This is a genomic window from Kitasatospora sp. NPDC051164, from assembly GCF_044455625.1.
Taxonomy (GTDB): Bacteria; Actinomycetota; Actinomycetes; order Streptomycetales; family Streptomycetaceae; genus Kitasatospora.
In genome coordinates this window covers 149,188-174,071 of the sequence record NZ_JBITFB010000015.1, presented here as the reverse complement: position 1 = coordinate 174,071, position 24,884 = coordinate 149,188, and the positions used below count along the sequence as shown (strand labels likewise).

Below are 24,884 nucleotides of genomic sequence, written 5' to 3'. Positions count from 1 at the left end.
CGTCAGATCTAGACCCGGAGAACCTGAAGCATGAAGGTCAAGCCGAGCGTCAAGAAGATCTGCGACAAGTGCAAGGTGATCCGCCGTCACGGCCGGGTCATGGTGATCTGCGACAACCTGCGCCACAAGCAGCGCCAGGGCTGATCGCTCTCCAGCATTTCTCGTAGTACTTCGCGCGACGCGAAAACGTCATAAGCGGGCTACCCGATCCGTCCCTTCGCGGACGGACTGCCGCCCCCGGTAAGAGGCCGGGGCTCCCTCACCGTGAGGTGTCGGAGTAGGTAGCACGCAAGACCTCTGAAGAACCACAGGAGCCTTGAATGGCACGCCTCGCCGGCGTTGATCTCCCCCGTGAGAAGCGGATCGAGATCGCCCTTACGTACGTGTACGGCATCGGCCGTACCCGCGCCCAGCAGACCCTCGCCGAGACCGGTGTCAGCCCGGATGTCCGCGTTCGCGACATCTCCGAGGACGACCTGATCAAGCTCGGCCAGTACATCGACGCCAACTACACGGTCGAGGGTGACCTCCGCCGTGAGGTGGCCGCCGACATCCGCCGCAAGGTCGAGATCGGCTGCTACGAGGGTCTGCGTCACCGCCGTGGCCTGCCGGTCCGCGGCCAGCGCACCCACACCAACGCGCGTACCCGCAAGGGCCCGCGTCGCGCGATCGCCGGCAAGAAGAAGCCGGGCAAGAAGTAGTCCGTCCCGTCACCGGACATCCCTCCGGCCCGCGGGTCAGCGGACCGACCACCTCAGTAGGAGAACAGACTTATGCCCCCCAAGGGTCGTCAGGCTGCCGGCGCGAAGAAGATCCGCCGCAAGGAAAAGAAGAACGTCGCTCACGGCCACGCGCACATCAAGAGCACGTTCAACAACACCATCGTTTCGATCACCGACCCCGCGGGCAACGTGATCTCCTGGGCCTCCGCCGGCCACGTCGGCTTCAAGGGCTCGCGCAAGTCCACCCCGTTCGCCGCGCAGATGGCCGCCGAGGCCGCTGCCCGTCGCGCGCAGGAGCACGGCATGCGCAAGGTTGACGTCTTCGTGAAGGGTCCGGGCTCCGGCCGCGAGACCGCGATCCGTTCGCTCCAGGCCACCGGCCTGGAGGTCGGCTCGATCCAGGACGTCACCCCCACCCCGCACAACGGCTGCCGTCCGCCGAAGCGCCGCCGCGTCTGACGCAGCGCCTTCGGGCACGCTGGGTTCTGTTTTAAACCTCGTACGGGCTCCCACGTAGTGAATAGTCACTGCTTTCGGGAGCCCGTACGCTTGGTCCTGTCGGCATCAAATAGTGGGTGCCGAAGACAACTGGAGGAACGCCCCCATGCTTATCGCTCAGCGCCCCTCGCTGACCGAAGAGGTCGTCGACGAGTTCCGCTCGCGGTTCGTGATCGAGCCGCTGGAGCCGGGCTTCGGCTACACCCTCGGCAACTCCCTGCGCCGCACGCTCCTGTCGTCGATCCCGGGTGCCGCTGTCACCAGCATCCGCATCGACGGCGTCCTGCACGAGTTCACCACCGTGCCGGGCGTCAAGGAGGACGTGACCGACCTCATCCTCAACATCAAGCAGCTGGTCGTCTCCTCGGAGCACGACGAGCCGGTCGTGATGTACCTGCGCAAGCAGGGCCCGGGTGTCGTCACCGCCGCCGACATCGCCCCGCCGGCGGGTGTCGAGGTGCACAACCCCGAGCTGGTCCTCGCCACGCTCAACGGCAAGGGCAAGCTGGAGATGGAGCTGACCGTCGAGCGCGGTCGCGGCTACGTCTCCGCCGTCCAGAACAAGGCCTCCGGCCAGGAGATCGGCCGCATCCCGGTCGACTCGATCTACAGCCCCGTGCTGAAGGTCACCTACAAGGTCGAGGCCACCCGTGTCGAGCAGCGGACCGACTTCGACAAGCTGATCGTCGACGTCGAGACCAAGCCCGCCATGCGTCCGCGCGACGCCATGGCCTCGGCCGGCAAGACCCTGGTGGAGCTGTTCGGTCTCGCCCGCGAGCTGAACATCGACGCCGAGGGCATCGACATGGGCCCGTCCCCGACGGACGCCGCCCTGGCCGCCGACCTGGCGCTGCCGATCGAGGAGCTGGAGCTCACCGTTCGGTCGTACAACTGCCTCAAGCGCGAGGGCATCCACACCGTGGGTGAGCTCGTCGCCCGCTCCGAGGCCGACCTGCTCGACATCCGCAACTTCGGTGCGAAGTCGATCGACGAGGTCAAGGCGAAGCTGGCCGGCATGGGCCTGGCCCTCAAGGACAGCCCGCCCGGGTTCGACCCGACCGCCGCCGCCGACGCCTTCGGCGCCGACGACCTGGACGACGCGGGTTACGCGGAGACCGAGCAGTACTGAGAGACTTGACCGCGGGGGCGGTTCTCCGGAACCGCCTCCGCTGTCGTGAAAGTCGTGCGGGCACCGTGCCCGTACGCCCGCTGCGGTACCTGGTACGGCCGCAGTCGGAGATTCGAGGAGTAATTCCATGCCGCGTCCCACCAAGGGTGCCCGCCTCGGCGGCGGCCCGCACCACGAGCCGCTGCTGCTCGCCGGTCTGTGCCGGGAGCTGTTCCAGTACGGCCGCATCACCACGACCGAGGCCAAGGCCCGTCGGATGCGCCCGCTGGCGGAGAAGCTGATCACCAAGGCGAAGAAGGGCGACATCCACAACCGTCGTCTGGTTCGCAAGACGATCACCGACATCGCCGTGCTGCACACCCTCTTCACCGAGATCGCGCCGCGCTACGAGAACCGCCCGGGTGGTTACACCCGTATCACCAAGATCGGTCCCCGTCGTGGCGACAACGCCCCGATGGCCGTGATCGAGCTGGTCGAGGCGCTGACCGTCGCGCAGACCGCCGTCGGCGAGGCCGAGGGCGCCACCAAGCGCGCCGTCAAGGAGGCCGACGAGGCCGCTGCCGTCGAGACCAAGGCCGCCGAGGCCGAGGCCGCCGAGCAGGCCTGACACCTGTAGGTGTAGTGCGGGCCCGTTCTCCCATTCGTGGGGGAGCGGGCCCGTTCCTTCTGTCTGGAGTGGATTGTGGTCAACGATTGCGCCGAGCAGCCGCCGGTGAAGGACGGACCGGCGGACGGGTACGTCCGGGTCCGCCTCGACCTCGCCTACCAGGGCGCCGAGTTCTCCGGCTGGGCCCGGCAGAAGGGCGGCCGGCGGACGGTCCAGGAGGAGATCGAGAGCGCGCTGCAGATCGTCACCCGCAGTCCGGAGCTGTTCCCGCTGACCGTGGCCGGCCGTACCGACGCCGGGGTGCACGCCCGCGGCCAGGTTGCGCACGTCGACCTGCCGGCCGAGCTGTGGGAGGCGCACCGGGACAAGCTGCTGCGCCGGCTGGCCGGCCGGCTCCCCGGGGACGTCCGGATCTACCGGGTCGGCGAGGCGCCGGCCGGGTTCGACGCCCGCTTCTCGGCGATCTGGCGGCGGTACGCGTACCGCGTCGCCGACCACCCGGGCGGGGTGGACCCGCTGCTGCGCGGCCACGTGCTCTGGCACGACCGCCCGCTGGACGTGGACCGGATGAACGCCGCGGCGAAGCTGCTGCTCGGCGAGCACGACTTCGCCGCGTACTGCAAGAAGCGCGAGGGCGCCACCACCATCCGCACCCTGCTGGAGCTGCACTGGGACCGGGTCCCGGTGGACGCCTACGCCGCCCAGGAAGGCTCGCTCGCGGTCGCCACCGTCCGGGCCGACGCCTTCTGCCACAACATGGTCCGGGCGCTGGTCGGCGCGATGCTGCTGGTCGGCGACGGGCACCGGCCGGTGGAGTTCCCCGGCGAGGTGCTGGCGGGCGGGGTGCGCAACTCCGCGGTCAACGTGATCCGGCCGTACGGGCTGACGCTGGAGGAGGTCGGCTACCCGGCGGACGACCAGCTGGCCGAGCGCAATCGCCAGGCCCGGCGGATGCGCACCCTGCCGGGGCAGCCCGCCGTCGGGTAATCCGTTTTGGCCATGGGCGTCCGCTTGGGACAATCGCTCCCATGGGACACGTCGAGATTTCGCACCTTGAGTACTACCTGCCGGACGGACGGGTGCTGTTCGACGACGCGTCCTTCCGGGTCGGCGAGGGCGCCGCGGTCGCCCTGGTCGGCGCGAACGGCGCCGGCAAGACCACCCTGCTGCGGATGATCGCGGGGGACCTCCAGCCGCACGGCGGCTCGGTGACGATCAGTGGCGGGCTCGGCGTGATGCGCCAGTTCGTCGGCACCACCGGCCGCGAGGACCAGCGGTCCACCCCGGGCGCGCTGCCGGCCGACGCCTCGGTCCGCGACCTGCTGGTGTCGGTCGCCCCCGAGCGGATCGCGGTGGCCGCCCGCGCGGTGGACGCGGCCGAGCTGGCGATGATCGCCCAGGACGACGAGAAGACGCAGATGGCCTACGCCCAGGCGCTCTCCGACTGGGCCGACGTCGGCGGCTACGACTACGAGACCGACTGGGACGTCTGCACCATGGCGGCCCTCGGCGTGCCCTTCGACAAGGCCCAGTGGCGCGGCCTGAACACGCTCTCCGGCGGCGAGCAGAAGCGGCTCGTCCTGGAGACGCTGCTGCGCGGCCCCGAGGAGGTGCTGCTGCTGGACGAGCCGGACAACTACCTGGACGTGCCGGGCAAGCGCTGGCTGGAGGAGGCCATCAAGGCGACCTCGAAGACCGTGCTGTACATCTCACACGACCGCGAGCTGCTCTCCCGCACCGCCGAGAAGATCATCAGCGTGGAGTCCGGTGCCGCCGGCAGCAGCGTCTGGGTGCACGGTGGCGGCTTCGACTCCTTCCACGAGGCCCGCAAGGACCGGTTCGCGCGCTTCGAGGAGCTGGGGCGGCGCTGGGACGAGGAGCACGCCAAGCTCAAGAAGCTGGTGGTGACCCTGCGCCAGGCCGCGTCGGTCAGCCACGCCCTCGCCACCCGCTACGCGGCCGCGCAGACCCGGCTGAAGAAGTTCGAGGAGGCCGGCCGGCCGGAGGAGCCCCCGCGCGAGCAGAGCATCACCATGCGGCTCAAGGGCGGGCGCACCGGCGTGCGCGCGTTCACCCTGGAGCAGTTGGAACTCACCGACCTGATGCAGCCCTTCGACCTGGAGGTCTTCTACGGCGAGCGGATCGGGGTGCTGGGCGCCAACGGCGCAGGCAAGTCGCACCTCCTGCGGCTGCTGGCTGGCGACGAGACGGTCGCGCACACCGGCGCCTGGAAGCTCGGCGCCCGGGTCGTGCCCGGCCACTTCCGGCAGACCCACGCCCACCCGGAGCTGTTCGGCCGTACCGTCCGCTCCATCGTCGAGGAGGAGCACGCGCTCAGCCGCGGCGCCGCGATGGGCGCGCTGCGGCGGTACGAGCTGGACCGCCAGGAGGAGCAGAAGTTCGAGTCGCTGTCCGGCGGGCAGCAGGCCCGGCTGATGATCCTCAAGCTCGAACTCTCCGGTGTGACAGCCCTGTTGCTCGACGAGCCGACCGACAACCTGGACCTGGAGAGCGCCGAGGCTCTGCAGGCCGGGCTGGAGGCCTTCGACGGCACCGTGCTGTGCGTCACCCACGACCGCTGGTTCGCCAAGACCTTCGACCGCTTCCTGGTGTTCGGGGCCGACGGCCGGGTGTACGAGTCGCCGGAACCGGTCTGGGACGTGACCCGGGTGGAGCGCGAACGCTGAGTGACGGCGAGGGGGGTCCACGTCGATTTTTGACCCCTTCCCGTCGTGCCGGTAACCTGGACGCTTGATGTGCGTATTGGCTCGCTCTATCTCACGTGAGAGGTCGGTACGCCGGAGACATCAGGTCGACGACCAGCGGTCCCCCTTGAATTGCGTCCAAGGTTGACCAGGCTGCTCTTCCGTCCGGGTGCTCCTGTCAGGACTCACTCACTGAAAAGCGAAGGCTACGACCGTGCGTACGTACAGCCCCAAGCCCGGCGACGTCCAGCGTCAGTGGCACGTCATCGACGCGACCGACGTCGTGCTCGGCCGCCTGGCTTCCCAGGCCGCCAACCTCCTCCGGGGCAAGCACAAGGCGATCTACGCGCCGCACGTTGACACTGGTGACTTCGTCATCATCATCAACGCCGACAAGGTGCACCTGTCCGGTAACAAGAAGACCCAGAAGCTGGCCTACCGCCACTCGGGCTTCCCGGGCGGTCTGCGCTCGGTGCGCTACGACGACCTGCTGGCGAACAACCCGGAGAAGGCCGTCGAGAAGGCCATCAAGGGCATGATCCCCAAGAACAGCCTGGGCCGCCAGATGCTCTCGAAGCTGAAGGTCTACTCGGGCGACCAGCACCCCCACGCTGCCCAGCAGCCGGTGCCGTTCGAGATCACCCAGGTCGCGCAGTAATTCGGCCACCAAGCCCCCCATCACTGAAAAGAGCTGAGGAACACCGTGGCCGAGACCACTGAAACCCTTGAGGTCGACTTCGACGAGGCCGCCGAGGCCGTCGAGGGCGAGTACACCTCCGAGGAGAGCTACACCTCCGAGTCCCTGGCCGGCCGCTTCGGCGAGGCCATCCCGGGCGCCGGCCTCGGCCGTCGCAAGGAGGCGATCGCCCGCGTGCGCATCGTCCCCGGCACCGGCCAGTGGAAGATCAACGGTCGCACCCTTGAGGACTACTTCCCCAACAAGGTGCACCAGCAGACCGTGAACGAGCCCTTCAAGCTCCTCGAGCTGGACGGCCGTTACGACGTCGTCGCCCGCATCAGCGGCGGCGGCGTGTCCGGCCAGGCCTACGCGCTGCGCCTCGGCGTGGCCCGTGCCCTGAACGAGGCCGACGTGGACAACAACCGCGGCGCGCTGAAGAAGGCCGGCTTCCTGACCCGTGACGCCCGCGCCGTCGAGCGCAAGAAGGCCGGTCTCAAGAAGGCCCGCAAGGCGCCGCAGTACAGCAAGCGCTAATCGCGTCCCAGGGGGGCGTCCGCCCTGGCGGCGCCGCCCCCCTGGTGTTGCGCAACCGTCGCCCCGGAGTACCACGTGTACTCCGGGGCGACGCGTTCCCCGGCTACTGTGCGGCGGCCGGGATCATCGGTTGGGTTCCGAGCAGTGGTGATGGAGGACGGGACAGTGGGACGACTCTTCGGTACGGACGGCGTACGCGGGGTGGCCAACCAGGGCCTGACGGCGGAGCTCGCGCTCGGGCTGTCGGTCGCGGCGGCGCACGTGCTCGGCGAGGCCGGTGCCTTCGACGGCCACCGGCCGGTCGCGGTGGTCGGCCGTGACCCGCGTGCCTCGGGAGAGTTCCTGGAGGCCGCCGTCATCGCCGGTCTGGCGAGTGCCGGAGTCGACGTCCTGCGGGTCGGCGTCCTGCCCACCCCGGCCGTGGCCTACCTCACCGGCGCGCTCGGCGCCGACTTCGGCGTGATGCTGTCCGCCAGCCACAACGCCATGCCGGACAACGGCATCAAGTTCCTCGCCCGCGGCGGCCACAAGCTGGACGACCGGATCGAGGACGCGATCGAGTCCCACTACCGCAAGCACACGCTCGGCGAGGAGGACTGGAACCGTCCGACCGGTGCCGCCGTCGGCCGGGTCCGCGAGTACACCGAGGGCTTCGACAAGTACGTCGCCCACCTGATCGGCGTGCTGCCCAACCGCCTGGACGGCGTCAAGGTCGTCATCGACGGCGCCCACGGCGCGGCCGCCTACGTCGCCCCCGAGGCCTTCGCCCGGGCCGGCGCCGAGGTCGTCCACACCCTGGGGGCCGAGCCCACCGGCCTCAACATCAACGACGGCGTCGGTTCCACCCACCTGGACCGGCTGCGCGTCGCGATGAAGGAGTACAAGGCCGACTTCGGCATCGCCCTGGACGGCGACGCCGACCGCTGCCTGGCCGCCGACGCCGAGGGCGACGAGGTGGACGGCGACCAGATCATCGCCATCCTCGCGGTCGCCATGAAGGAGGCCGGCACCCTGCGCGGCAACACCGCGGTGGCCACCGTGATGTCCAACCTCGGCTTCAAGCTGGCGATGGAGCGCGAGGGCATCGACCTGGTGGAGACCGCCGTCGGCGACCGCTACGTGCTGGAGGCCATGAAGGAGCACGGCTTCGCGCTGGGCGGCGAGCAGTCCGGCCACGTCATCCTGCTGGACCACGCCACCACCGGTGACGGCACCCTGACCGGCCTGATGCTGGGCGCCCGGCTGGCCGCCACCAAGCAGCCGCTGGCCGACCTGGCCGCCGTGATGACCCGGCTGCCGCAGGTCCTGATCAACGTCAAGGGCGTCGACAAGTCCCGGGTGAAGACCAGCACCGAGCTGGCCGCCGCAGTCGCCGCGGCCGAGGCCGAGCTGGGCTCCACCGGCCGGGTGCTGCTGCGGCCGTCGGGCACCGAGCCGCTGGTCCGGGTGATGGTCGAGGCCGCCGACCCGGTGCAGGCCGAGGCGGTCGGGCAGCGGCTGGCCGAGGCGGTCCGCACCCACCTGGGCTGAAGCCCGTACGCCCTGTACACCCCGTACGCCCAGAGGGCCCCCGCCGGCTTCCGGCGGGGGCCCTCTGTCGGGTCGTCAGAGCTTGCGCAGCAGCGCCCGGCGGACCTTGTGGTCCGCCCCCTTCTGCAGGATCAGGGTGGCCCGGCCGCGGGTCGGCAGCACGTTCTCCAGCAGGTTGGGCTTGTTGATGGTGCGCCAGACCTGCCGGCCGTACTCCATCGCCTCCTCCTCCGGCACCTCGGTGAAGCGGAGGAAGTAGGAGTTCGGGTCCTGGAAGGCGGTCTGCCGCAGCTTGCGGAAGCGGTCCAGGTACCAGTGCTCGATGTCGTCGGTCCGGGCGTCGACGTAGATCGAGAAGTCGAAGTAGTCGGCCACCGCGAGGCGGGTGCGCCCGTCGCTGCCGGGCAGGGCCGGCTGGAGCACGTTCAGGCCCTCGACGATCAGGATGTCCGGGCGCTCCACGGTCAGCCGCTCGTCCGGCACGATGTCGTACACCAGGTGCGAGTAGACCGGCGCGCTGACGCGCTCCTTGCCCGCCTTCACGTCCGCCACGAAGCGCATCAGCGCCCGGCGGTCGTACGACTCGGGGAAGCCCTTGCGGGCCATCAGGCCGCGGCGGCGCAGCTCGGCGTTGGGCAGCAGGAAGCCGTCGGTGGTGACCAGTTCGACCCGGGGGTGCTCGGGCCAGCGGGCCAGCAGCGCCTGGAGGAGGCGCGCGGTGGTCGACTTGCCGACGGCGACGGAGCCGGCCACGCCGATGATGAACGGGGTCCGGGTGCGTTCGGTGTCCGGGGTGTCCAGGAAGGTGCCCAGGGTGCCGCGCAGTTCGTGCGTGGCATGGATGTACAGGTTCAGCAGCCGTGACAGCGGCAGGTAGATGTCGCGCACCTCGTCGAGGTCGAGAGCGGTGCCCAGACCGCGCAGCCGTTCCACCTCCTCGGCGGTCAGAGGCAGCGGCGTTCGCTCGCGCAGCGCGCTCCACTCGGCCCTGCTGAGGTCGACGTAGGGGGACGGCGACGGGCCGGGCGTGGTGTCGCCCCGCGTACAGAGTTCGGTCAGCACATGCTCCATTGTGAGCCGTAGCGGCGTTCACGGTGGTTGTGGTGTCGGTCACGCAGCGTTCTCGCAAGGCGGGAATACGGCCACAGAACCGCCCTTATGCTGGCACGCATGTGCGGAATTGTTGGATACGTGGGCGCGCAGTCCGCCCTCGACGTAGTAATCGCAGGCCTGCAGCGCCTGGAGTACCGGGGTTACGACTCGGCCGGTGTCGCGGTGCAGGTACAGGACTCCGACGGGCAGTGGAGCCTGTCCACCGACAAGCGGGCCGGAAAGCTCGCCAACCTCGAGAAGTCGCTCGCCGAGGCCCCTCTGCCCGGCAGCACCACCGGCATCGGCCACACCCGCTGGGCCACCCACGGCGGCCCGACGGACGCCAACGCCCACCCGCACCTGGACGACGACCTGCGGGTCGCCGTGGTGCACAACGGCATCATCGAGAACTTCGCCCAGCTGCGGGCCGAGATCGCCGAGCGCGGCCACACCCTCCGGTCCGAGACCGACACCGAGGTCGTCGCCCACCTGCTGGGCGAGTCGTACCAGGGCGACCTCGCCGAGGCCATGCGGGTGGTCTGCCGCCGGCTGGAGGGCGCCTTCACCCTGGTCGCCGTGCACGCCGACGCGCCGGACGTCGTCGTGGGTGCCCGCCGCAACTCGCCGCTGGTCGTCGGCCGCGGCGAGGGCGAGAACTTCCTCGCCTCGGACGTCGCCGCCTTCATCGCGCACACCCGCGAGGCGATCGAGCTGGGCCAGGACCAGGTCGTCGAGCTGCGCCGCAGCGGCGTGACCGTCACCAACTTCGACGGCACCCCCGCCGACGTGCGCGAGTACCACGTCGACTGGGACGCCTCCGCCGCCGAGAAGGGCGGCTACGACTACTTCATGCTCAAGGAGATCGCCGAGCAGCCGAAGGCCGTCGCCGACACCCTGCTCGGCCGGATCGGCACCGACGGCCGGCTCACCCTCGACGAGCTGCGGATCTCCGACGCCGACCTGCGGTCGGTCGACAAGGTCGTCATCGTCGCCTGCGGCACCGCCTTCCACGCCGGCATGATCGCCAAGTACGCGATCGAGCACTGGACCCGCATCCCCTGCGAGGTCGAGGTCGCCTCCGAGTTCCGCTACCGCGACCCGATCATGGGCCCGGGCACGCTGGTCATCGCCATCTCGCAGTCCGGCGAGACCATGGACACCCTGATGGCCCTGCGGCACGCCCGTGAGCAGGGCGCCAAGGTGCTGGCGATCTGCAACACCAACGGCTCCACCATCCCGCGCGAGTCGGACGCCGTGCTGTACACGCACGCCGGTCCGGAGGTCGCGGTCGCCTCCACCAAGGCGTTCCTGACCCAGCTGGTCGCCTGCTACCTGGTCGCCCTCTACCTGGGCCAGGTGCGCGGCACCAAGTGGGGCGACGAGATCTTCGCCGTCATCAAGGAGCTCGGCGACGCGCCGAAGCAGCTCGAGCAGGTGCTGGAGACCATGGAGCCGGTGCGCGAGCTGGCCCGCTCCCTGGCCGACGCCCGCTCGGTGCTGTTCCTCGGCCGCCACGTCGGCTTCCCGGTGGCCCTGGAGGGCGCGCTCAAGCTCAAGGAGCTGGCGTACATGCACGCCGAGGGCTTCGCGGCGGGCGAGCTCAAGCACGGCCCGATCGCGCTGATCGAGGAGGGGCTGCCGGTCGTGGTGGTCGTGCCCTCGCCGCGTGGGCGGTCGATCCTCCACGACAAGATCGTCTCCAACATCCAGGAGATCCGGGCCCGTGGCGCCCGCACGATCGTGATCGCCGAGGAGGGCGACGAGGCCGTCGTGCCGTACGCGGACCACCTGATCCGCATCCCGGTCACCCCGACCCTGCTCCAGCCGCTGGTCTCCACCGTGCCGCTCCAGGTCTTCGCCTGCGAGCTGGCCACGGCCAAGGGCCACGAGGTCGACCAGCCGCGCAACCTGGCGAAGTCGGTCACCGTCGAGTAGGTCCGTGCCCGCCGGTGACGGCGCCCCTGCGGTGGCTGTGTCCTACCGCAGGGGCGCCGTCGTGCTTCCTGCGGGATAGCGTCGGCGGTAGCCGACCGCTGGAGGAGCGCCGTCATGCGTCATGCCCACCGTGTGGAAGCCGTCCGGGCCGCCGAGGCCGTGCTGATGGCGCGGCTGCCGGAGGGCGCGCTGATGCAGCGGGCGGCCGTCGGGCTGGCGGCGACGTGCGCGCGGCTGCTGACGCGGCGTCGAGGGCGGGTGTACGGCAGCCGGGTGGTGGTGCTGGCGGGCAGCGGGGACAACGGGGGTGACGCCCTGTACGCCGGAGCCGCGCTGGCCCGGCGCGGGGCGCGGGTGACGGCGGTGCTGCTCGCGCCGGAGCGGGCGCACCCGGGCGGGCTGGCCGCCCTGCGGGCGTCCGGCGGACGGGTGACGGCGGAGCGGGACGTCGGCCTGGCCGACTTCTCGCGCGCGGACCTGGTGCTGGACGGGATCGTCGGCATCGGCGGCCGGGGCGGGCTGCGCCCCGAGGCCCGGCCGTACACGGAGGCCGGGCGGCGCGGGGTGGTGGTCGCGGTGGACCTGCCCAGCGGGGTGGACGCCGACACCGGTGAGGTGCCGGGCGCGGCGCTGCGCGCGGACGTCACGGTCTGCTTCGGCACGTACAAGCCCGGGCTGCTGGTCGACCCGGGTGCCTCGTACGCGGGCGCCGTGCAGCTGGTCGGCATCGGGCTGGAGCCGCCGGAACCGGACGTGACGGCCCTGCAGCACGCGGACGTGGCGGCGCTGCTGCCGCTGCCGGGCGCGGAGAGCGACAAGTACCGGCGCGGGGTGGTCGGGGTGGCGGCCGGCTCGGCGACCTACCCGGGGGCGGCGCTGCTGGCCGTCGCCGGGGCGCTGCGGGGCGGCGCGGGCGCCGTCCGGTACGTGGGCGCGGCGGCCGAGGAGGTGGTGCGGCGCTTCCCGGAGACGCTGGTCACCGAGGGCGGACCGGCCGGGGCCGGGCGGGTGCAGGCCTGGGTGGTCGGGCCGGGCGGCGGCGAGGGGGCGCGGCAGGCGCTGACCGAGGCACTGGCGAGCGACGTCCCGGTGCTGGTGGACGCGGACGGGCTGACCGAGCTGGGCCGGCTCGGCCCGGCCGCGCTGGCCGGCCGCACCGCGCCCACCCTGCTCACCCCGCACACCGGCGAGGCCGCCCGGCTGCTCGCGGGCGCCGACGGCACCCCGCCGCCGGCCGCCGACGACCTGGCCGCCGCCCGGCTGGCCACCGCCCGCCGGCTGGCGGCCGTCTACCGCGCGACCGTCCTGCTGAAGGGCTCCACCACGGTGGTCGCCGACCCGGGCGGCGCCGTCCGGGTTAACCCCACCGGCACCTCCTGGTTGGCCACCGCGGGCAGCGGCGACGTGCTGGCCGGGCTGGCGGGCTCGCTCCTCGCGGCGGGCCTGTCGCCGCTGGACGCCGCCTCGGTGGCCGCCTACCTGCACGGCCTGGCGGGCCGCGAGGCGGCGGGGGCGCCGGGCGCGCCCGTGACGGCCCTGGCGGTGGCCGAGGCACTGCCCGCGGTCTGGCGGGCGGTCCGGGGACGCTAGCGGTGCGGCAGGCAGCCCGGGAGAGCCGGCGGTGCGGCGGATCGCCTGGGTGAGTCGGCGGAGCGGAACCGAACGCTCCGCTGCCGGCGTCCGAGCAGGCGGTGACGAGCGGTTCACCGCAGGTCCGTGCGGTGGGTGAGGCCCGTTCGTCGGCCGCCGCGCCGATGGGCCGTTCGGCGAGGACTCCGGGACGTCTGGGAGACTGACCCTGATGACAACTGCGAACATGATCGGCACCGCCACCCTCACCGACGGCGTACGGGCCGAGGCGACCATCGATCTCGCCGCCCTGCGCGGCAACCTCGCCGCGCTGCGCGAGCGCGTCGGCAGCGCGGCGGTGATGCTCGCGGTCAAGGCGGACGCCTATGGCCACGGCGCGGTCGAGTGCGCCCGCGAAGCGGTCGCCAACGGGGTCGGCTGGCTCGGCTGCGCGACGCCCGAGGAGGCACTGGCGCTGCGGGCCGCAGGCATCCGTCCGCAAGAGGCCCGGATCCTGTGCTGGCTGTGGACACCCGGCGGGCCGTGGCGCGAGGCGCTCCGCGCGGACCTGGACATCTCGGTCAGCGGCCAGTGGGCGCTGGACGAACTGCTCCCGGCCGTCCGCGAGACCGGCATCCCGGCCCGCGTGCACCTGAAGGCCGACACCGGCCTCGGCCGCAACGGCTGCCAGCCGCACGACTGGCCGCGGCTGGTGGCCGCCGCCCGGCGCGCCGAGGCCGAGGGGCTGCTCACCGTGGTCGGCGTCTGGTCGCACTTCGCGGCCGCCGACGAGCCCGGCCACCCGTCGATCCAGGCCCAGCTGGACTCCTACCGCACCGCCCTGGCCGCGGCCGAGGCGGCCGGGCTGCGCCCCGAGGTGCGGCACCTGGCGAACTCGCCGGCCACCCTGCTGCTGCCCGAGTCGCACTTCGACCTGGTCCGCACCGGCCTGGCCGCGTACGGACTGTCGCCGGTGCCCGAGGTGGGCTCGCCGGCCGACTTCGGGCTGCGCCCGGTGATGGCGCTGGGTGCGCGGCTGGCGCTGGTCAAGGAGGTCCCCGGCGGGCACGGGGTCAGCTACGGCCACCACTACACGACGCCCGGACCGACCACCCTGGGCCTGGTCCCGCTCGGCTACGGCGACGGCGTCCCCCGGCACGCCAGCGGCACGGGCCCGGTGCAGATCGGCGGCAAGTGGCGCACGGTGGCCGGCCGGGTGGCGATGGACCAGTTCGTCGTGGACCTGGGCGGGGACACCCCCCGGGTCGGCGACGAGGCGCTGCTGTTCGGCAACGGCGAGCGCGGCGAGCCCACCGCCGAGGACTGGGCCCGCGCCTGCGGCACCATCGCGTACGAGATCGTCACCCGGATCGGCGCCCGGGTACCCCGCCGCTACCTGGGCGGCAGCCACGCCGAGGACCCGTCGGCATGACCGAGACACCGACCGGGGACGGAGCGGTCGCGGCGGTCGCCAAGGCGGCCGGCGCGGCCTCCGGGGTGAGCCGGGCGGGCGTGATCGGGATCTCGGTCGGCGTGCTGGCGGCCGGCGCGGCCGCCGGGGTGGCGATCGAGCGGCTGACCGTCGGGCGGGCGATGCGCCGCCGGGCCCGGGTCGAGCTGGACGCGAGCGCCCCGTACGGCTCGCTGCGCGGGCGCCCGAGGACGGTGGCCGCGCCGGACGGCACCGAGCTCTACGTGGAACTGGACGGCGCCGGCTGGGACCTGCCGGACGGTGACATCCACTCGTCCGAGCCGCTGACCGTGATGTTCTGCCACGGCTACTGCCTCAACCAGGACAGCTGGCACTTCCAGCGGGCCGCGCTGCGCGAGGGCATGCGGCTGGTCTTCTGGGACCAGCGCAGCCACGGCCGCTCCGAGCGCTCCCGCTCGTACCTGGCGGGCGAGCCGGCCGGCATCGACCAGCTGGGCGGCGACCTCAAGGCGGTGATCGACGCCGTCGCGCCGACCGGGCCGCTGGTGCTGGTGGGCCACTCGATGGGCGGCATGACCGTGATGGCGCTGGCCGACCAGCACCCCGAGCTGTTCCGGGAGCGGGTCGCCGGGGTCGCCCTGATCGGCACGCTCGCGGGCGACTGGAACCAGGTGAACCTCGGCCTGCCCAAGGCCGGCGCGAAGCTGTTCAAGAAGGTCGCGCCCGGGATGGTGAAGCTGCTGGGCCGCCAGGTCGACCTGGTGGAGGCCACCAGGCGGCTGGGCTCGGAAGTGACCGCCGTCTTCTACCGGAGGTTCTCCTTCGGGGGCCGGGACGTCGACCCCGGCGTGGTGCGCTTCGCCGAGCAGCTGCTGGACGCCACCGCGATCGACGTGGTCGCCGAGTTCTACCCGGTGTTCGGCGCGCACGAGAAGTACGAGGCGCTGGCCGCCCTGCGCGGCCTGCCGGCCCTGGTGCTGGCCGGGACGAAGGACCTGCTGACGCCCTCGGCGCACAGCGAGGCGATGGCCGAGCGGCTGCCGGGCGCCGAACTGGTCCTGGCCGACGGCGCCGGGCATCTGGTGATGCTGGAGCGCCCGGAGCTGGTCGACCGCGAACTGGCACTGCTGCTGCGCCGGGCCACCGACTTCGCCGGGGCCGCGCCGCTGCCCGCGGCCGTCCTCGACCTGGCCCGGGGATCGGCCGCCGGGAGCGCTGCCGAGCCCGCTGCCGGGACGGCCACCGAACCGGCCGTCGACCCCGCCTGACGCCCCGTCCCGGCACCCGCCCGCCGCACCCGGGGGCGCCGATGTGGCACGGTAGCGGTGGCGGCCGGTGGTCGGTGCGCCGGTACGGACCGAAGGGCAAGACACGCGCATGGGCTCGCACGCCACTCTCACCGTCCCCACCCCGGAGCGGATGGGCCGGCTCGGCCGGGAGCTGGCCGCGCTGCTGCGGCCGGGGGACCTGGTGCTGCTCTCCGGCGAGCTGGGAGCGGGGAAGACCACGCTGACCCGGGGCCTGGGGGAGGGGCTGCAGGTCCGCGGGGCAGTGACCTCGCCGACCTTCGTGATCGCCCGGGTGCACCCCTCGCTGGTGGGCGGCCCGGCCCTGGTGCACGTGGACGCGTACCGGCTGGGCGGGGACCTGGACGAGATGGAGGACCTCGACCTGGACGTCTCGCTGCCGGAGTCGGTGGTCGTGGTCGAGTGGGGCGAGGGCAAGGTCGAGCGACTGTCCGAGGACCGGCTGGAGGTCCGGATCGAACGCGCCCTGGGCGACACCGCCGACGGCGACGACCAGGACCCGCGCCGGGTCCTGCTGACCGGCATCGGCCCGCGCTGGGCGGACGTGGAGCTCGTGAAGCTGGCCGGACAGGAGTAGCCCGCCGGACCGGAGCGGCGGCGGGTCGCGACACCTTGCCGACAGGCTGTCGGCAAGATGTTGCGGGCGGAGTACCGCGCGTGGTGGGATGGGTGCTGCGGTTAGGTCTGCCTAACTAGGGAGGCGCCATGTCGAGCACCACCCCCGCCCCGGAACGCGCCGTCCGCGCCGCCGGGGCCGGAGAGTCCGCCCGCTGCGCTCCGGGGGAGCCGATGCGGGCACTGCTGGCCGCCTGCGCGGCCGCCGAGGCGGTGTCCACCCCGCCCGAGCCGGAGCCGAGACAGACCGAGGAGCCCGAGGCGAAGACGCCCCGGGCCGCGTGAGGTCGGCCTGCGCGTGCGGCGCCCTCAGGCGACCACGACCACCTTGGTGTCCTTCGGCGCGAAGTCCCAGAGCAGCTGCCCCTCGGCGCGGCCGCTGCGGATACCGCCGGTCTTGGCCTTCGGGTCGGCGGTCGGGGTCGCGCCGTCCACCGCCGCGCTGAAGCCGAACACCACGCCGGCCTGCTGCGCGAAGCGCACCACGTGCTCGATCTGCCGGCCGTCCGTCCCGGTGGTCGTCGCCGTGCGGCTGTACACCGCGTAGCTGCCAGGAGCGGGCTCGACCGTGCCCGGAACGACCTGGAAGGCGGCCGCGACCTGCGGGATCTTCTTCGGGTCGACCAGCCAGACGTAGTGGCTGCTCACTGAGTAGACCACCCGCGTGCCGGTGCCCGAGGTGGCCGGCAGCGGCGGGACGGTCGGGGTGGCCGAGGCGCTCGGCGCCGCGGCGGTGGCCGTGCCGGCCGCCGTGGTGGTGGCGGCCGAGGGCTTGGGAGCGCCCGCCCGGTCCTGGGCGCCGTTGGCCTGGAAGGCCAGCAGGCTCACCACCGCCAGGGCCCCCAGGGTCAGCCCCGTGACCACCACTCCAGGACCCATCTTCGCCACGTGCCGCTCCCGCTGCCGTCTTTATTACGTACCGCCTTATCGTGCCAGGTCCGTCCGTCGGGGTCGCAGCGCCTCGGATGTGTGTTCCCGGTCGGTACACCTTGCCGATCGGCCGGTCGGCCCAACGTCGGTCTAACCTTGACCCGTGCTGCTGCTCGCGTTCGACACCGCTACCCCCGCCGTCACCGCCGCCGTCCACGACGGCACCGCCGTCCTGGCCGAGGCCCACCAGGTCGACGCCCGACGCCACGGCGAACTGCTGCTGCCCGCGATCGACCGGGTGTTGAGGACGGCCGGGGTGGACAAGCACCGGCTGACCGGCATCGCGGTCGGCGTCGGCCCGGGCCCGTACACCGGCCTGCGGGTCGGCCTGGTGACCGCCGCCGCGCTCGGCCACGCCCTCGGGCTGCCGGTGCACGGCGTCTGCACCCTGGACGCGATCGCCTTCCAGGCCCGGACCGAGGTCGAGGGCCTGAGCGGGGAGCCGTTCACGGTGGCCACCGACGCGCGCCGCAAGGAGGTCTACTGGGCCTCGTACGACGCCGAGGGCCGCCGCACCGAGGGCCCCGGCGTGGATCGCCCGGCCGAGCTGTCCCCGCAGCACCGCTCCGTCGGCGCCGGCGCGCTGCTGTACCCCGACGCCTTCCCGGGCGCGCACGGCCCCGAGCACGTGTCGGCCGGAGCCCTGGCCGGCTTCGCCGCCGCCGAGCTGGCCGCCGGGCGCGAGCTGCTGCCGAACGTCCCGCTGTACCTGCGCCGTCCGGACGCCCAGGTGCCGGCGGGCTACAAGGCGGTGCTCCCGGCGTGAACCACGGCACCACCCTGCGCCCGATGCGCTGGTGGGACATCGCGCCGGTGGTGGAACTGGAGCTGCGGCTCTTCCCCGAGGACGCCTGGTCCACCGGGATGTTCTGGTCCGAGCTGGCCGAGGCCCACCCCGGCGGTACCCGCCACTACACCGTCGCCACCGCCGCCGACGGCGCGATCGTCGGCTACGCCGGGCTGATGGCGATCGCCGGCGAGGGAGACGTCCAGACCATCGCCGTCGACGACCGCCACCAGGGCGGCGGCCTCGGCACGGCGCTGCTCACCGACCTGATCCGGGAGTCCGCCCGGCGCGGCTGCGCCGAGCTGCTGCTGGAGGTGCGGGTGGACAACCCGCGCGCCCAGCGGCTGTACGAGCGCCACGGCTTCGAACCGGTGGGCATCCGGCGCGGCTACTACCAGCCCGCCAACGTCGACGCGCTGGTGATGCGCCTCGACCACCCGAGCCCTGACCGCACTGACCGCACCGACAGCACCGACCCGAAGGACATTGAGGACACCCCCCATGGCTGACGAACCGCTCGTCCTCGGCATCGAGACCTCCTGCGACGAGACCGGCGTCGGCATCGTGCGCGGCACCACGCTGCTGGCCGACGCGGTCGCCTCCAGCGTCAACGACCACGCCCGCTTCGGCGGCGTCGTCCCGGAGATCGCCAGCCGCGCCCACCTGGAGGCGATGGTCCCGACCATCCAGCGCGCCCTGGACACCGCCGGGGTCAAGGCGAGCGACCTGGACGGCATCGCGGTCACCGCCGGCCCCGGCCTGGCCGGCGCGCTGCTGGTCGGCGTCAGCGCCGCGAAGGCGTACGCCTGGGCGCTGGACAAGCCGCTGTACGGGGTCAACCACCTCGCCTCGCACATCTGCGTCGACCAGCTGGAGCACGGCCGGCTGCCCTCGCCGACGATGGCCCTGCTGGTCTCCGGCGGGCACTCCTCGCTGCTGCTCAGCGAGGACATCACCAGCGACGTCCGCCCGCTCGGCGCGACCATCGACGACGCGGCCGGCGAGGCCTTCGACAAGGTCGCCCGGGTGCTCGGCCTGGGCTTCCCCGGCGGCCCTGTGGTCGACCGGACGGCCCGCGAGGGCGACCCCAAGGCGATCGCATTCCCGCGCGGCCTGTCCGGCCGGAACGACCCCGCGTACGACTTCTCCTTCTCCGGCCTGAAGACCGCCGTCGCCCGCTGGGTGGAGGCCAAGCGCCGGGCCGGCGAGGGGGTGCCGATCGCCGACGTGGCGGCGTCCTTCCAGGAAGCCGTCACCGACGTGCTCACCCGCAAGGCCGTCAAGGCGTGCAAGGACAACGGCGTCGACCACCTGATGATCGGCGGCGGCGTGGCCGCCAACTCGCGGCTGCGCGAGATGGCCCAGCAGCGCTGCGACCGGGCCGGCATCCGGCTGCGGGTGCCCCGGCCGGGCCTGTGCACCGACAACGGCGCGATGGTCGCGGCGCTCGGCGCCGAGATGGTGTGGCGTGACCGGGCGCCGTCCGCCTTCGACCTGTCGGCCGACTCCTCGCTGCCGGTGACCGAGGTCCACGTCCCGGCTGTCGGCCTCGGGCACGAGGACGTCCACGGCCAGGCCTACGACGCCCTCGGCGGCGGCGCCTGATGACCGTCGCCGCGATGTGGGAGGCCCGGGCGGCCGACGGCCGCGCGGCCGAACTCGCCGCCTGGGTGCGGGAATCGGCGCTGCCCGCGCTGCGCGGTACGGCCGGTCTGGAGCGCCTCGAACTGTTCTCCGCCCCGGGCGAGAGGGTGCTGCTGATCACCTGGTGGAGCGGCGAGCCGGCGCCGGTCGCCGACCCGCCGGCCGAGCTGCTCGGCCGCCCGGTGCACTGCTGGTCCTTCACCAGCGAGCACGTCGAATAGTCCTGTGCGGGGAACCACGGGCCCGCCGCTACCGTGCATAGCTGAGAGAAAGCTGGACGGAAGCCGGGAGCGCGGTGCGGTGAGCAGGAACGGGCGGAGCAGGACCAGGACCAGGACCTACGCGGCGGGAGCGCTGGCCCTGCTGGCCTTCGCCACCGCGTGCGGCGACAACGGAGGCGGCGGCGCCCCGGCCGCCACCACGGCGCCGCCGGCCGCGCCCCGGCCGACCGGAGCCGCCCCGGCCGGCGGGGGCGCCTCCCCGGGCGCCACCACCGGGGCGGTCGCCGGCGCGGCGGCCTGGGCGAAGTGGAACCTCACCCCGCTCGCGCCCGCCCCGGCGGCGCCCGCCGACAAGCCCGTCAAGCTCGAACGGACCGGCCCGGTGCCGGTGTTCAGCGACGTGAAGACGACCGACAAAGTGGTCTTCATCACCATCGACGACGGCGCCGAGAAGGACCCGAAGTTCGTCGAGATGCTGACCGACCTCAAGGTGCCGATCTCGATGTTCCTGACCAAGGACATCGTCAAGAACGACTACGGCTACTTCAAGCCGCTCCAGGCGCTGGGCAACCACATCCAGAACCACACCGTCACCCACCCGGTGATGAGCAAGCTGTCGCCGGACAAGCAGAAGTCCGAGATCTGCGACGACCAGGCCGCGCTCACCCAGCAGTACGGCACCGCCCCGCTGCTGTTCCGCCCGCCGTTCGGCGACGGCGCCAACACCCCGACGCTCAACACCTCGGTGCAGGAGTGCGGCCCGCGCGCGATCGTGCTGTGGCGCGAATCGATGCAGATCCACGACATGCAGTACCAGGCCGGGGACAAGAAGCTGAAGCCCGGCGACATCATCCTGGCGCACTTCCGCGGCCCCAAGGAGCTCAAGGGCGCCACGATGACCCAGATGTTCGGCGACCTGCTGGCCCGGATCCAGGAGCAGGGCTTCTCGGTGGCCCGGCTGGAGGACTACATCCAGGCCCCCGCCTCGTAGTCCGCGTAGGCCCCGTAGGGCCCGTAGGCCGCTACGACGCGCGGACCGGCTGCCCCAGCATCATCAGCGGGCCGTGGTCGGTCCGGCTGAGGATCACCGTGACGGTGTTCGGGCCGGAGGGCTTGAGCTGGCGGCGCAGCTCCTCCGGGGTGATCGCCATCCCGCGCTTCTTGATCACCACCGTGCCGACCCCGCGCTCGCGCAGCAGCGCCTTCAGCTTCTTGATGTGGAAGGGCAGCACGTCGGTGAGCTCGAAGGCGTGCGCGTACGGGGTGGCGACCAGCTCGTCCGAGGTCAGGTAGGCGATCTTCGGGTCGATCAGCCGGCCGCCGACCTGCTCGGCGACCTCGGCCACCAGGTGCGCCCGGATCACCGCGCCGTCCGGCTCGTACAGGTAGCGCCCCACCGGGCCGGCCGGCGGGTCGGGCAGGTCGCCGCCGGTCAGGACGGCGCCCTGCGGCAGCAGGGTGGCGCGGTGCGGGTGGGCGGCCTTGGTGCCGAACCAGAGCACCGCCTCCTTGACGTCGCCGTGGTCGGACACCCACTCGGCCTCGGCGTCCGCCGGGACGGCCTCGTGCGGGATGCCCGGCGCGACCTTCAGCGCCCCGATGGGGGCCCGCCGGCCGGCCTCGATCGCCCAGGAGAGCGGTGGGGCGTACGCCTCCGGGTCGAACACCCGGCCGCGCGAGGTCCGCCGGGCCGGGTCGGTGAACACCGCGTCGTAGCCGGCCACGTCCACCTCGGCGACGTCCGCGCAGCGCACCTCGACCAGCTCGGCCAGGCCCAGCGCGGCGGCGTTCGCGGCGGTGGCGGCGCAGGCCGCCGGGTCCTTGTCGACGGCCAGCACCTCGATGCCCGCCCGGGCCAGCGCCAGCACGTCCCCGCCGATGCCGCAGCACAGGTCCGCCAGCCGCCGCACGCCCAGCTCGGCGAACCGCCGCGCCCGCCACTCGGCGACGCTGCGCCGGGTGGACTGCTCGACCCCGTTGGGCGTGAAGTACATCAGGTCGGCGTCCGCCCCGAACTTCGCCCGCGCCCGCTGCCGCAGCCGCGCCTGCCCGAAGGCCGCCGACACCAGCTCCGCCGGGTGCTCCCGCCGCAGCCGGGTGGCCAGCGCCAGCTCCTCCTCGGGGGTGAACTCGCGCAACTCGGCGAGCAGGGCCTGGCCCTCGGGCGTCAGCAGCGGCTGGAGGTTCTCGGTGTCCACGGGGCCATTCTCGCCGGTCACAGGCCGGGGTAGCCCGCCATCGCCCAGCCCGGCACAAGGAAGGGCGCCACGACGGCGGCGGCCGGCAGGACCGCGTACCCGGCACGCCGGGTACGGAAGGCGACGGACAGGGGCACCCCGAGGCTGGCGGCCACGCCGATGAGCAGCCCGACGGGGACGATCACGTCCGCCGCGTCCGTGGCGGCGAAGCCGAGCCAGAGAGTCAGCCAGAACGCGACGAGCGGGATCACCGCGAGCACCGGCAGGAGAACCGCGGAGAGCAGGATGTCGTCGGTGCGGGACGGTCCGACGCGTACCGGGGTATCGGTCATGGCACGAGTGTGTCGAGCGGTCGGCCGGGCGCACATGAGTACGAGTACTCATCCGTCATTCCCGGACCTCACGGGCGCGTCGTTGGCACTCTGGTTGACTGAGTGCTAACACAGGCCTATGGTCGTCCTTGGCACTCCCCACCGGGGGAGTGCTAATGCGAGAACGTGTGTCTGACCCCCGCGACGGCAGACCCGCAGGCTCGCCCTACCCGTTAGAAAACCCCGTAATCTCCGAAGGGGAGCTCGGACGTGACCACCAGCAGCAAGGTTGCCATCAAGCCGCTCGAGGACCGCATTGTGGTCCAGCCGCTCGACGCCGAGACCACCACGGCCTCCGGCCTGGTTATCCCGGACACCGCCAAGGAGAAGCCCCAGGAGGGCGTCGTCCTGGCCGTCGGGCCGGGCCGCTTCGAGGACGGCCAGCGTCTGCCGCTCGACGTCGCCGTGGGTGACATCGTCCTGTACTCGAAGTACGGCGGCACCGAGGTGAAGTACCAGGGCGAGGAGTACCTGGTGCTCTCCGCTCGCGACGTTCTCGCCATCATCGAGAAGTAAGTCGTCCCCGACCCGCCCCGGATCCGTGTCCTTCGTGACAGTGGCCCGGGGCGTGGTTGTTGGTTCACGTAGTTCGGCGGCCGGGCCGGCCGCAGCCCCGAGGGAATAGGGAACATGGCGAAGATCCTGCAGTTCGACGAGGACGCCCGCCGCTCGCTGGAGCGCGGTGTCAACAAGCTGGCCGACACCGTCAAGGTGACCATCGGCCCCAAGGGCCGCAACGTCGTCATCGACAAGAAGTTCGGCGCCCCGACCATCACCAACGACGGTGTCACCATCGCCCGCGAGGTCGAGCTGGACGACCCGTACGAGAACCTTGGCGCGCAGCTCGTCAAGGAGGTCGCCACCAAGACCAACGACGTCGCGGGTGACGGCACCACCACCGCCACCGTGCTGGCCCAGGCCCTGGTCAACGAGGGTCTGCGCAACGTCGCCGCCGGTGCCGGCCCCGCCGCCCTGAAGAAGGGCATCGACAAGGCCGTCGCCGCCGTCTCCGAGCACCTGCTCTCCATCGCCCGCGAGATCGAGGGCAAGGACGACGTCGCCGCCGTCGCGTCCCTCTCCGCGCAGGACACCCAGGTCGGCGAGCTGATCGCCGAGGCGATCGACAAGGTCGGCAAGGACGGTGTCATCACCGTCGAGGAGTCGAACACCTTTGGCGTGGAGCTGGACTTCACCGAAGGCATGCAGTTCGACAAGGGCTACCTGTCGCCGTACTTCGTCACCGACGCGGAGCGGCAGGAGGCGGTCCTGGAGGACCCGTACATCCTGATCAACCAGGGCAAGATCTCCTCCATCCAGGAGCTGCTGCCGCTGCTGGAGAAGATCCTGCAGGGCGGTGCCACCAAGCCGCTGCTGATCATCGCCGAGGACGTCGACGGCGAGGCGCTGTCGACCCTGGTCGTGAACAAGATCCGTGGCACCTTCAACGCCGTCGCCGTCAAGGCCCCGGGCTTCGGCGACCGCCGCAAGGCGATCCTCGGCGACCTGGCCACCCTGACCGGCGGCACGGTCATCTCCGAGGAGGTCGGCCTCAAGCTCGACCAGGTCGGCCTGGACGTGCTGGGCACCGCCCGCCGCGTGACCATCACCAAGGACGAGACCACCGTCGTCGACGGTGCCGGTGACACCGAGGCCGTGGCCGGCCGCGTCGCCCAGATCAAGGGTGAGATCGCCGCCACCGACTCCGACTGGGACCGCGAGAAGCTGCAGGAGCGCCTGGCCAAGCTGGCCGGCGGCGTCTGCGTCATCAAGGTCGGCGCCGCCACCGAGGTGGAGCTGAAGGAGCGCAAGCACCGCCTGGAGGACGCCATCTCGGCGACCCGTGCCGCGGTCGAGGAGGGCATCGTCGCCGGCGGTGGCGCCTCCCTGGTCCACGCCGCCAAGGTGCTGGACGGTGGCCTGGGCCTGTCGGGTGACGAGGCGACCGGTGTCGCGGTCGTCCGCAAGGCGCTGCACGAGCCGCTGCGCTGGATCGCCCAGAACGCCGGCCTCGAGGGCTACGTCATCACCCACAAGGTCGCCGAGCTGGAGACCGGCCACGGCTACAACGCGGCCACCGGCGAGTACGGCGACCTGCTGAAGGCCGGCGTCATCGACCCGGTCAAGGTCACCCGCTCCGCCCTGGAGAACGCCGCCTCGATCGCCTCCCTGCTGCTCACCACCGAGACCCTCGTGGTGGAGAAGAAGGAGGAGGAGGCCGACAACGGTCACGGCCACTCCCACGGTCACGGCCACTCGCACTGAGGCCCGAACCACTGACCGGAGGCCCGGTCCGCACCCCGCGAGGGGTGTCGGGCCGGGCCTCCGGCGCTTGCTCGCCCGCTCGCCTCCGGGGCGCTCTGACACGGTCGGCGCTCCCTC

The 24,884-nt window shown here is 72.4% G+C and carries 27 protein-coding genes; 23 read left to right on the top strand and 4 right to left on the bottom strand.

From position 1 onward, the window contains the following. Window positions 1–30: 30 nt before the first annotated feature. From rpmJ to glmM, 10 genes are all read left to right on the top strand, one after another. A complete protein-coding gene (gene rpmJ / locus ACIBEC_RS23360) occupies window positions 31–144 on the top strand; it encodes a 50S ribosomal protein L36 (RefSeq protein ID WP_003956441.1) in 114 nt (37 codons plus the stop codon). Between the two features lie 176 nt (window positions 145–320). Then, window positions 321–701, top strand: coding sequence for a 30S ribosomal protein S13 (gene rpsM, locus ACIBEC_RS23355; protein WP_360495035.1), 381 nt, complete (start codon window positions 321–323; stop codon window positions 699–701). 72 nt (window positions 702–773) lie between these two features. Further along, window positions 774–1,181, top strand: a complete 408-nt coding sequence (gene rpsK / locus ACIBEC_RS23350; RefSeq protein WP_030232513.1) for a 30S ribosomal protein S11 — start codon at window positions 774–776, stop codon at window positions 1,179–1,181. A gap of 145 nt (window positions 1,182–1,326) precedes the next feature. Beyond that, window positions 1,327–2,349 carry a DNA-directed RNA polymerase subunit alpha gene (locus ACIBEC_RS23345; RefSeq protein ID WP_030055844.1) on the top strand — a complete coding sequence of 341 codons (1,023 nt, stop codon included), beginning with the start codon at window positions 1,327–1,329 and terminating at the stop codon, window positions 2,347–2,349. Between the two features lie 127 nt (window positions 2,350–2,476). Next, complete coding sequence (rplQ, locus tag ACIBEC_RS23340) at window positions 2,477–2,956, top strand: 50S ribosomal protein L17 (RefSeq protein WP_360495038.1); 480 nt, start codon at window positions 2,477–2,479, stop codon at window positions 2,954–2,956. Window positions 2,957–3,031: 75 nt separating this feature from the next. Further along, window positions 3,032–3,943, top strand: coding sequence for a tRNA pseudouridine(38-40) synthase TruA (truA, locus tag ACIBEC_RS23335; RefSeq protein ID WP_360495041.1), 912 nt, complete (start codon window positions 3,032–3,034; stop codon window positions 3,941–3,943). A 41-nt stretch (window positions 3,944–3,984) separates the two neighbouring features. Continuing rightward, a complete protein-coding gene (locus tag ACIBEC_RS23330; protein ID WP_360495044.1) occupies window positions 3,985–5,643 on the top strand; it encodes an ATP-binding cassette domain-containing protein in 1,659 nt (552 codons plus the stop codon). 232 nt (window positions 5,644–5,875) lie between these two features. Beyond that, window positions 5,876–6,319 carry a 50S ribosomal protein L13 gene (gene rplM / locus ACIBEC_RS23325; RefSeq protein WP_030055846.1) on the top strand — a complete coding sequence of 148 codons (444 nt, stop codon included), beginning with the start codon at window positions 5,876–5,878 and terminating at the stop codon, window positions 6,317–6,319. A gap of 33 nt (window positions 6,320–6,352) precedes the next feature. Continuing rightward, window positions 6,353–6,874, top strand: coding sequence for a 30S ribosomal protein S9 (rpsI, locus tag ACIBEC_RS23320; RefSeq protein WP_396288796.1), 522 nt, complete (start codon window positions 6,353–6,355; stop codon window positions 6,872–6,874). A gap of 165 nt (window positions 6,875–7,039) precedes the next feature. Continuing rightward, window positions 7,040–8,404 carry a phosphoglucosamine mutase gene (gene glmM / locus ACIBEC_RS23315; RefSeq protein ID WP_360495050.1) on the top strand — a complete coding sequence of 455 codons (1,365 nt, stop codon included), beginning with the start codon at window positions 7,040–7,042 and terminating at the stop codon, window positions 8,402–8,404. A 75-nt stretch (window positions 8,405–8,479) separates the two neighbouring features. Here glmM and coaA read toward each other — a convergent pair whose 3' ends face one another. After that, window positions 8,480–9,475 (bottom strand): type I pantothenate kinase, encoded by a 996-nt coding sequence (coaA, locus tag ACIBEC_RS23310; RefSeq protein WP_360495053.1) that lies wholly within the window; start codon window positions 9,473–9,475, stop codon window positions 8,480–8,482. 99 nt (window positions 9,476–9,574) lie between these two features. Here coaA and glmS point away from each other — a divergent pair, with 99 nt between their 5' ends. From glmS to ACIBEC_RS23280, 6 genes are all read left to right on the top strand, one after another. Beyond that, window positions 9,575–11,431 (top strand): glutamine--fructose-6-phosphate transaminase (isomerizing), encoded by a 1,857-nt coding sequence (gene glmS, locus ACIBEC_RS23305; protein ID WP_360495056.1) that lies wholly within the window; start codon window positions 9,575–9,577, stop codon window positions 11,429–11,431. 114 nt (window positions 11,432–11,545) lie between these two features. Continuing rightward, window positions 11,546–13,021, top strand: a complete 1,476-nt coding sequence (locus tag ACIBEC_RS23300; RefSeq protein ID WP_360495059.1) for an NAD(P)H-hydrate dehydratase — start codon at window positions 11,546–11,548, stop codon at window positions 13,019–13,021. 226 nt (window positions 13,022–13,247) lie between these two features. Beyond that, complete coding sequence (gene alr, locus ACIBEC_RS23295; protein ID WP_360495405.1) at window positions 13,248–14,432, top strand: alanine racemase; 1,185 nt, start codon at window positions 13,248–13,250, stop codon at window positions 14,430–14,432. Beyond that, entirely contained in the window at window positions 14,429–15,700 is a 1,272-nt protein-coding gene (locus ACIBEC_RS23290) for an alpha/beta hydrolase (RefSeq protein ID WP_360495062.1), read from the top strand. Before alr ends, ACIBEC_RS23290 begins: the two co-directional genes overlap by 4 nt. Before the next feature lie 109 nt (window positions 15,701–15,809). Beyond that, entirely contained in the window at window positions 15,810–16,316 is a 507-nt protein-coding gene (gene tsaE / locus ACIBEC_RS23285) for a tRNA (adenosine(37)-N6)-threonylcarbamoyltransferase complex ATPase subunit type 1 TsaE (RefSeq protein ID WP_360495065.1), read from the top strand. 128 nt (window positions 16,317–16,444) lie between these two features. After that, the gene (locus tag ACIBEC_RS23280; protein WP_360495068.1) at window positions 16,445–16,639 is read left to right on the top strand and encodes a hypothetical protein; all 195 of its coding nucleotides are present in this window, start codon (window positions 16,445–16,447) and stop codon (window positions 16,637–16,639) included. A 24-nt stretch (window positions 16,640–16,663) separates the two neighbouring features. On the opposite strand, the gene ACIBEC_RS23275 is transcribed toward ACIBEC_RS23280, so the two are convergent. Continuing rightward, a complete protein-coding gene (locus tag ACIBEC_RS23275) occupies window positions 16,664–17,233 on the bottom strand; it encodes a hypothetical protein (RefSeq protein ID WP_360495408.1) in 570 nt (189 codons plus the stop codon). A gap of 154 nt (window positions 17,234–17,387) precedes the next feature. Here ACIBEC_RS23275 and tsaB point away from each other — a divergent pair, with 154 nt between their 5' ends. The 5 genes from tsaB to ACIBEC_RS23250 all read left to right on the top strand — a co-directional run bounded on the left by tsaB (window position 17,388) and on the right by ACIBEC_RS23250 (window position 20,927). Next, entirely contained in the window at window positions 17,388–18,050 is a 663-nt protein-coding gene (gene tsaB / locus ACIBEC_RS23270) for a tRNA (adenosine(37)-N6)-threonylcarbamoyltransferase complex dimerization subunit type 1 TsaB (RefSeq protein ID WP_360495071.1), read from the top strand. 23 nt (window positions 18,051–18,073) lie between these two features. Then, window positions 18,074–18,580 carry a ribosomal protein S18-alanine N-acetyltransferase gene (rimI, locus tag ACIBEC_RS23265; protein ID WP_360495411.1) on the top strand — a complete coding sequence of 169 codons (507 nt, stop codon included), beginning with the start codon at window positions 18,074–18,076 and terminating at the stop codon, window positions 18,578–18,580. Beyond that, the gene (tsaD, locus tag ACIBEC_RS23260) at window positions 18,573–19,676 is read left to right on the top strand and encodes a tRNA (adenosine(37)-N6)-threonylcarbamoyltransferase complex transferase subunit TsaD (protein ID WP_360495074.1); all 1,104 of its coding nucleotides are present in this window, start codon (window positions 18,573–18,575) and stop codon (window positions 19,674–19,676) included. Before rimI ends, tsaD begins: the two co-directional genes overlap by 8 nt. After that, window positions 19,676–19,936: a hypothetical protein gene (locus tag ACIBEC_RS23255; RefSeq protein WP_360495077.1), complete on the top strand. Its 261-nt coding sequence runs from the start codon at window positions 19,676–19,678 to the stop codon at window positions 19,934–19,936. Before tsaD ends, ACIBEC_RS23255 begins: the two co-directional genes overlap by 1 nt. 79 nt (window positions 19,937–20,015) lie before the next feature. After that, window positions 20,016–20,927, top strand: coding sequence for a polysaccharide deacetylase family protein (locus tag ACIBEC_RS23250; RefSeq protein ID WP_360495079.1), 912 nt, complete (start codon window positions 20,016–20,018; stop codon window positions 20,925–20,927). Between the two features lie 31 nt (window positions 20,928–20,958). On the opposite strand, the gene ACIBEC_RS23245 is transcribed toward ACIBEC_RS23250, so the two are convergent. Next, complete coding sequence (locus tag ACIBEC_RS23245) at window positions 20,959–22,155, bottom strand: methyltransferase domain-containing protein (RefSeq protein WP_396288757.1); 1,197 nt, start codon at window positions 22,153–22,155, stop codon at window positions 20,959–20,961. Further along, window positions 22,152–22,466: a hypothetical protein gene (locus tag ACIBEC_RS23240; RefSeq protein WP_360495085.1), complete on the bottom strand. Its 315-nt coding sequence runs from the start codon at window positions 22,464–22,466 to the stop codon at window positions 22,152–22,154. The genes ACIBEC_RS23245 and ACIBEC_RS23240 overlap by 4 nt, the downstream gene beginning before the upstream one ends. A 249-nt stretch (window positions 22,467–22,715) precedes the next feature. Here ACIBEC_RS23240 and groES point away from each other — a divergent pair, with 249 nt between their 5' ends. Together groES and groL are read left to right on the top strand one after the other, a co-directional pair. Further along, window positions 22,716–23,021 (top strand): co-chaperone GroES, encoded by a 306-nt coding sequence (groES, locus tag ACIBEC_RS23235; protein WP_014136232.1) that lies wholly within the window; start codon window positions 22,716–22,718, stop codon window positions 23,019–23,021. Between the two features lie 114 nt (window positions 23,022–23,135). Next, entirely contained in the window at window positions 23,136–24,767 is a 1,632-nt protein-coding gene (gene groL, locus ACIBEC_RS23230) for a chaperonin GroEL (RefSeq protein WP_360495088.1), read from the top strand. Window positions 24,768–24,884: the final 117 nt, after the last annotated feature.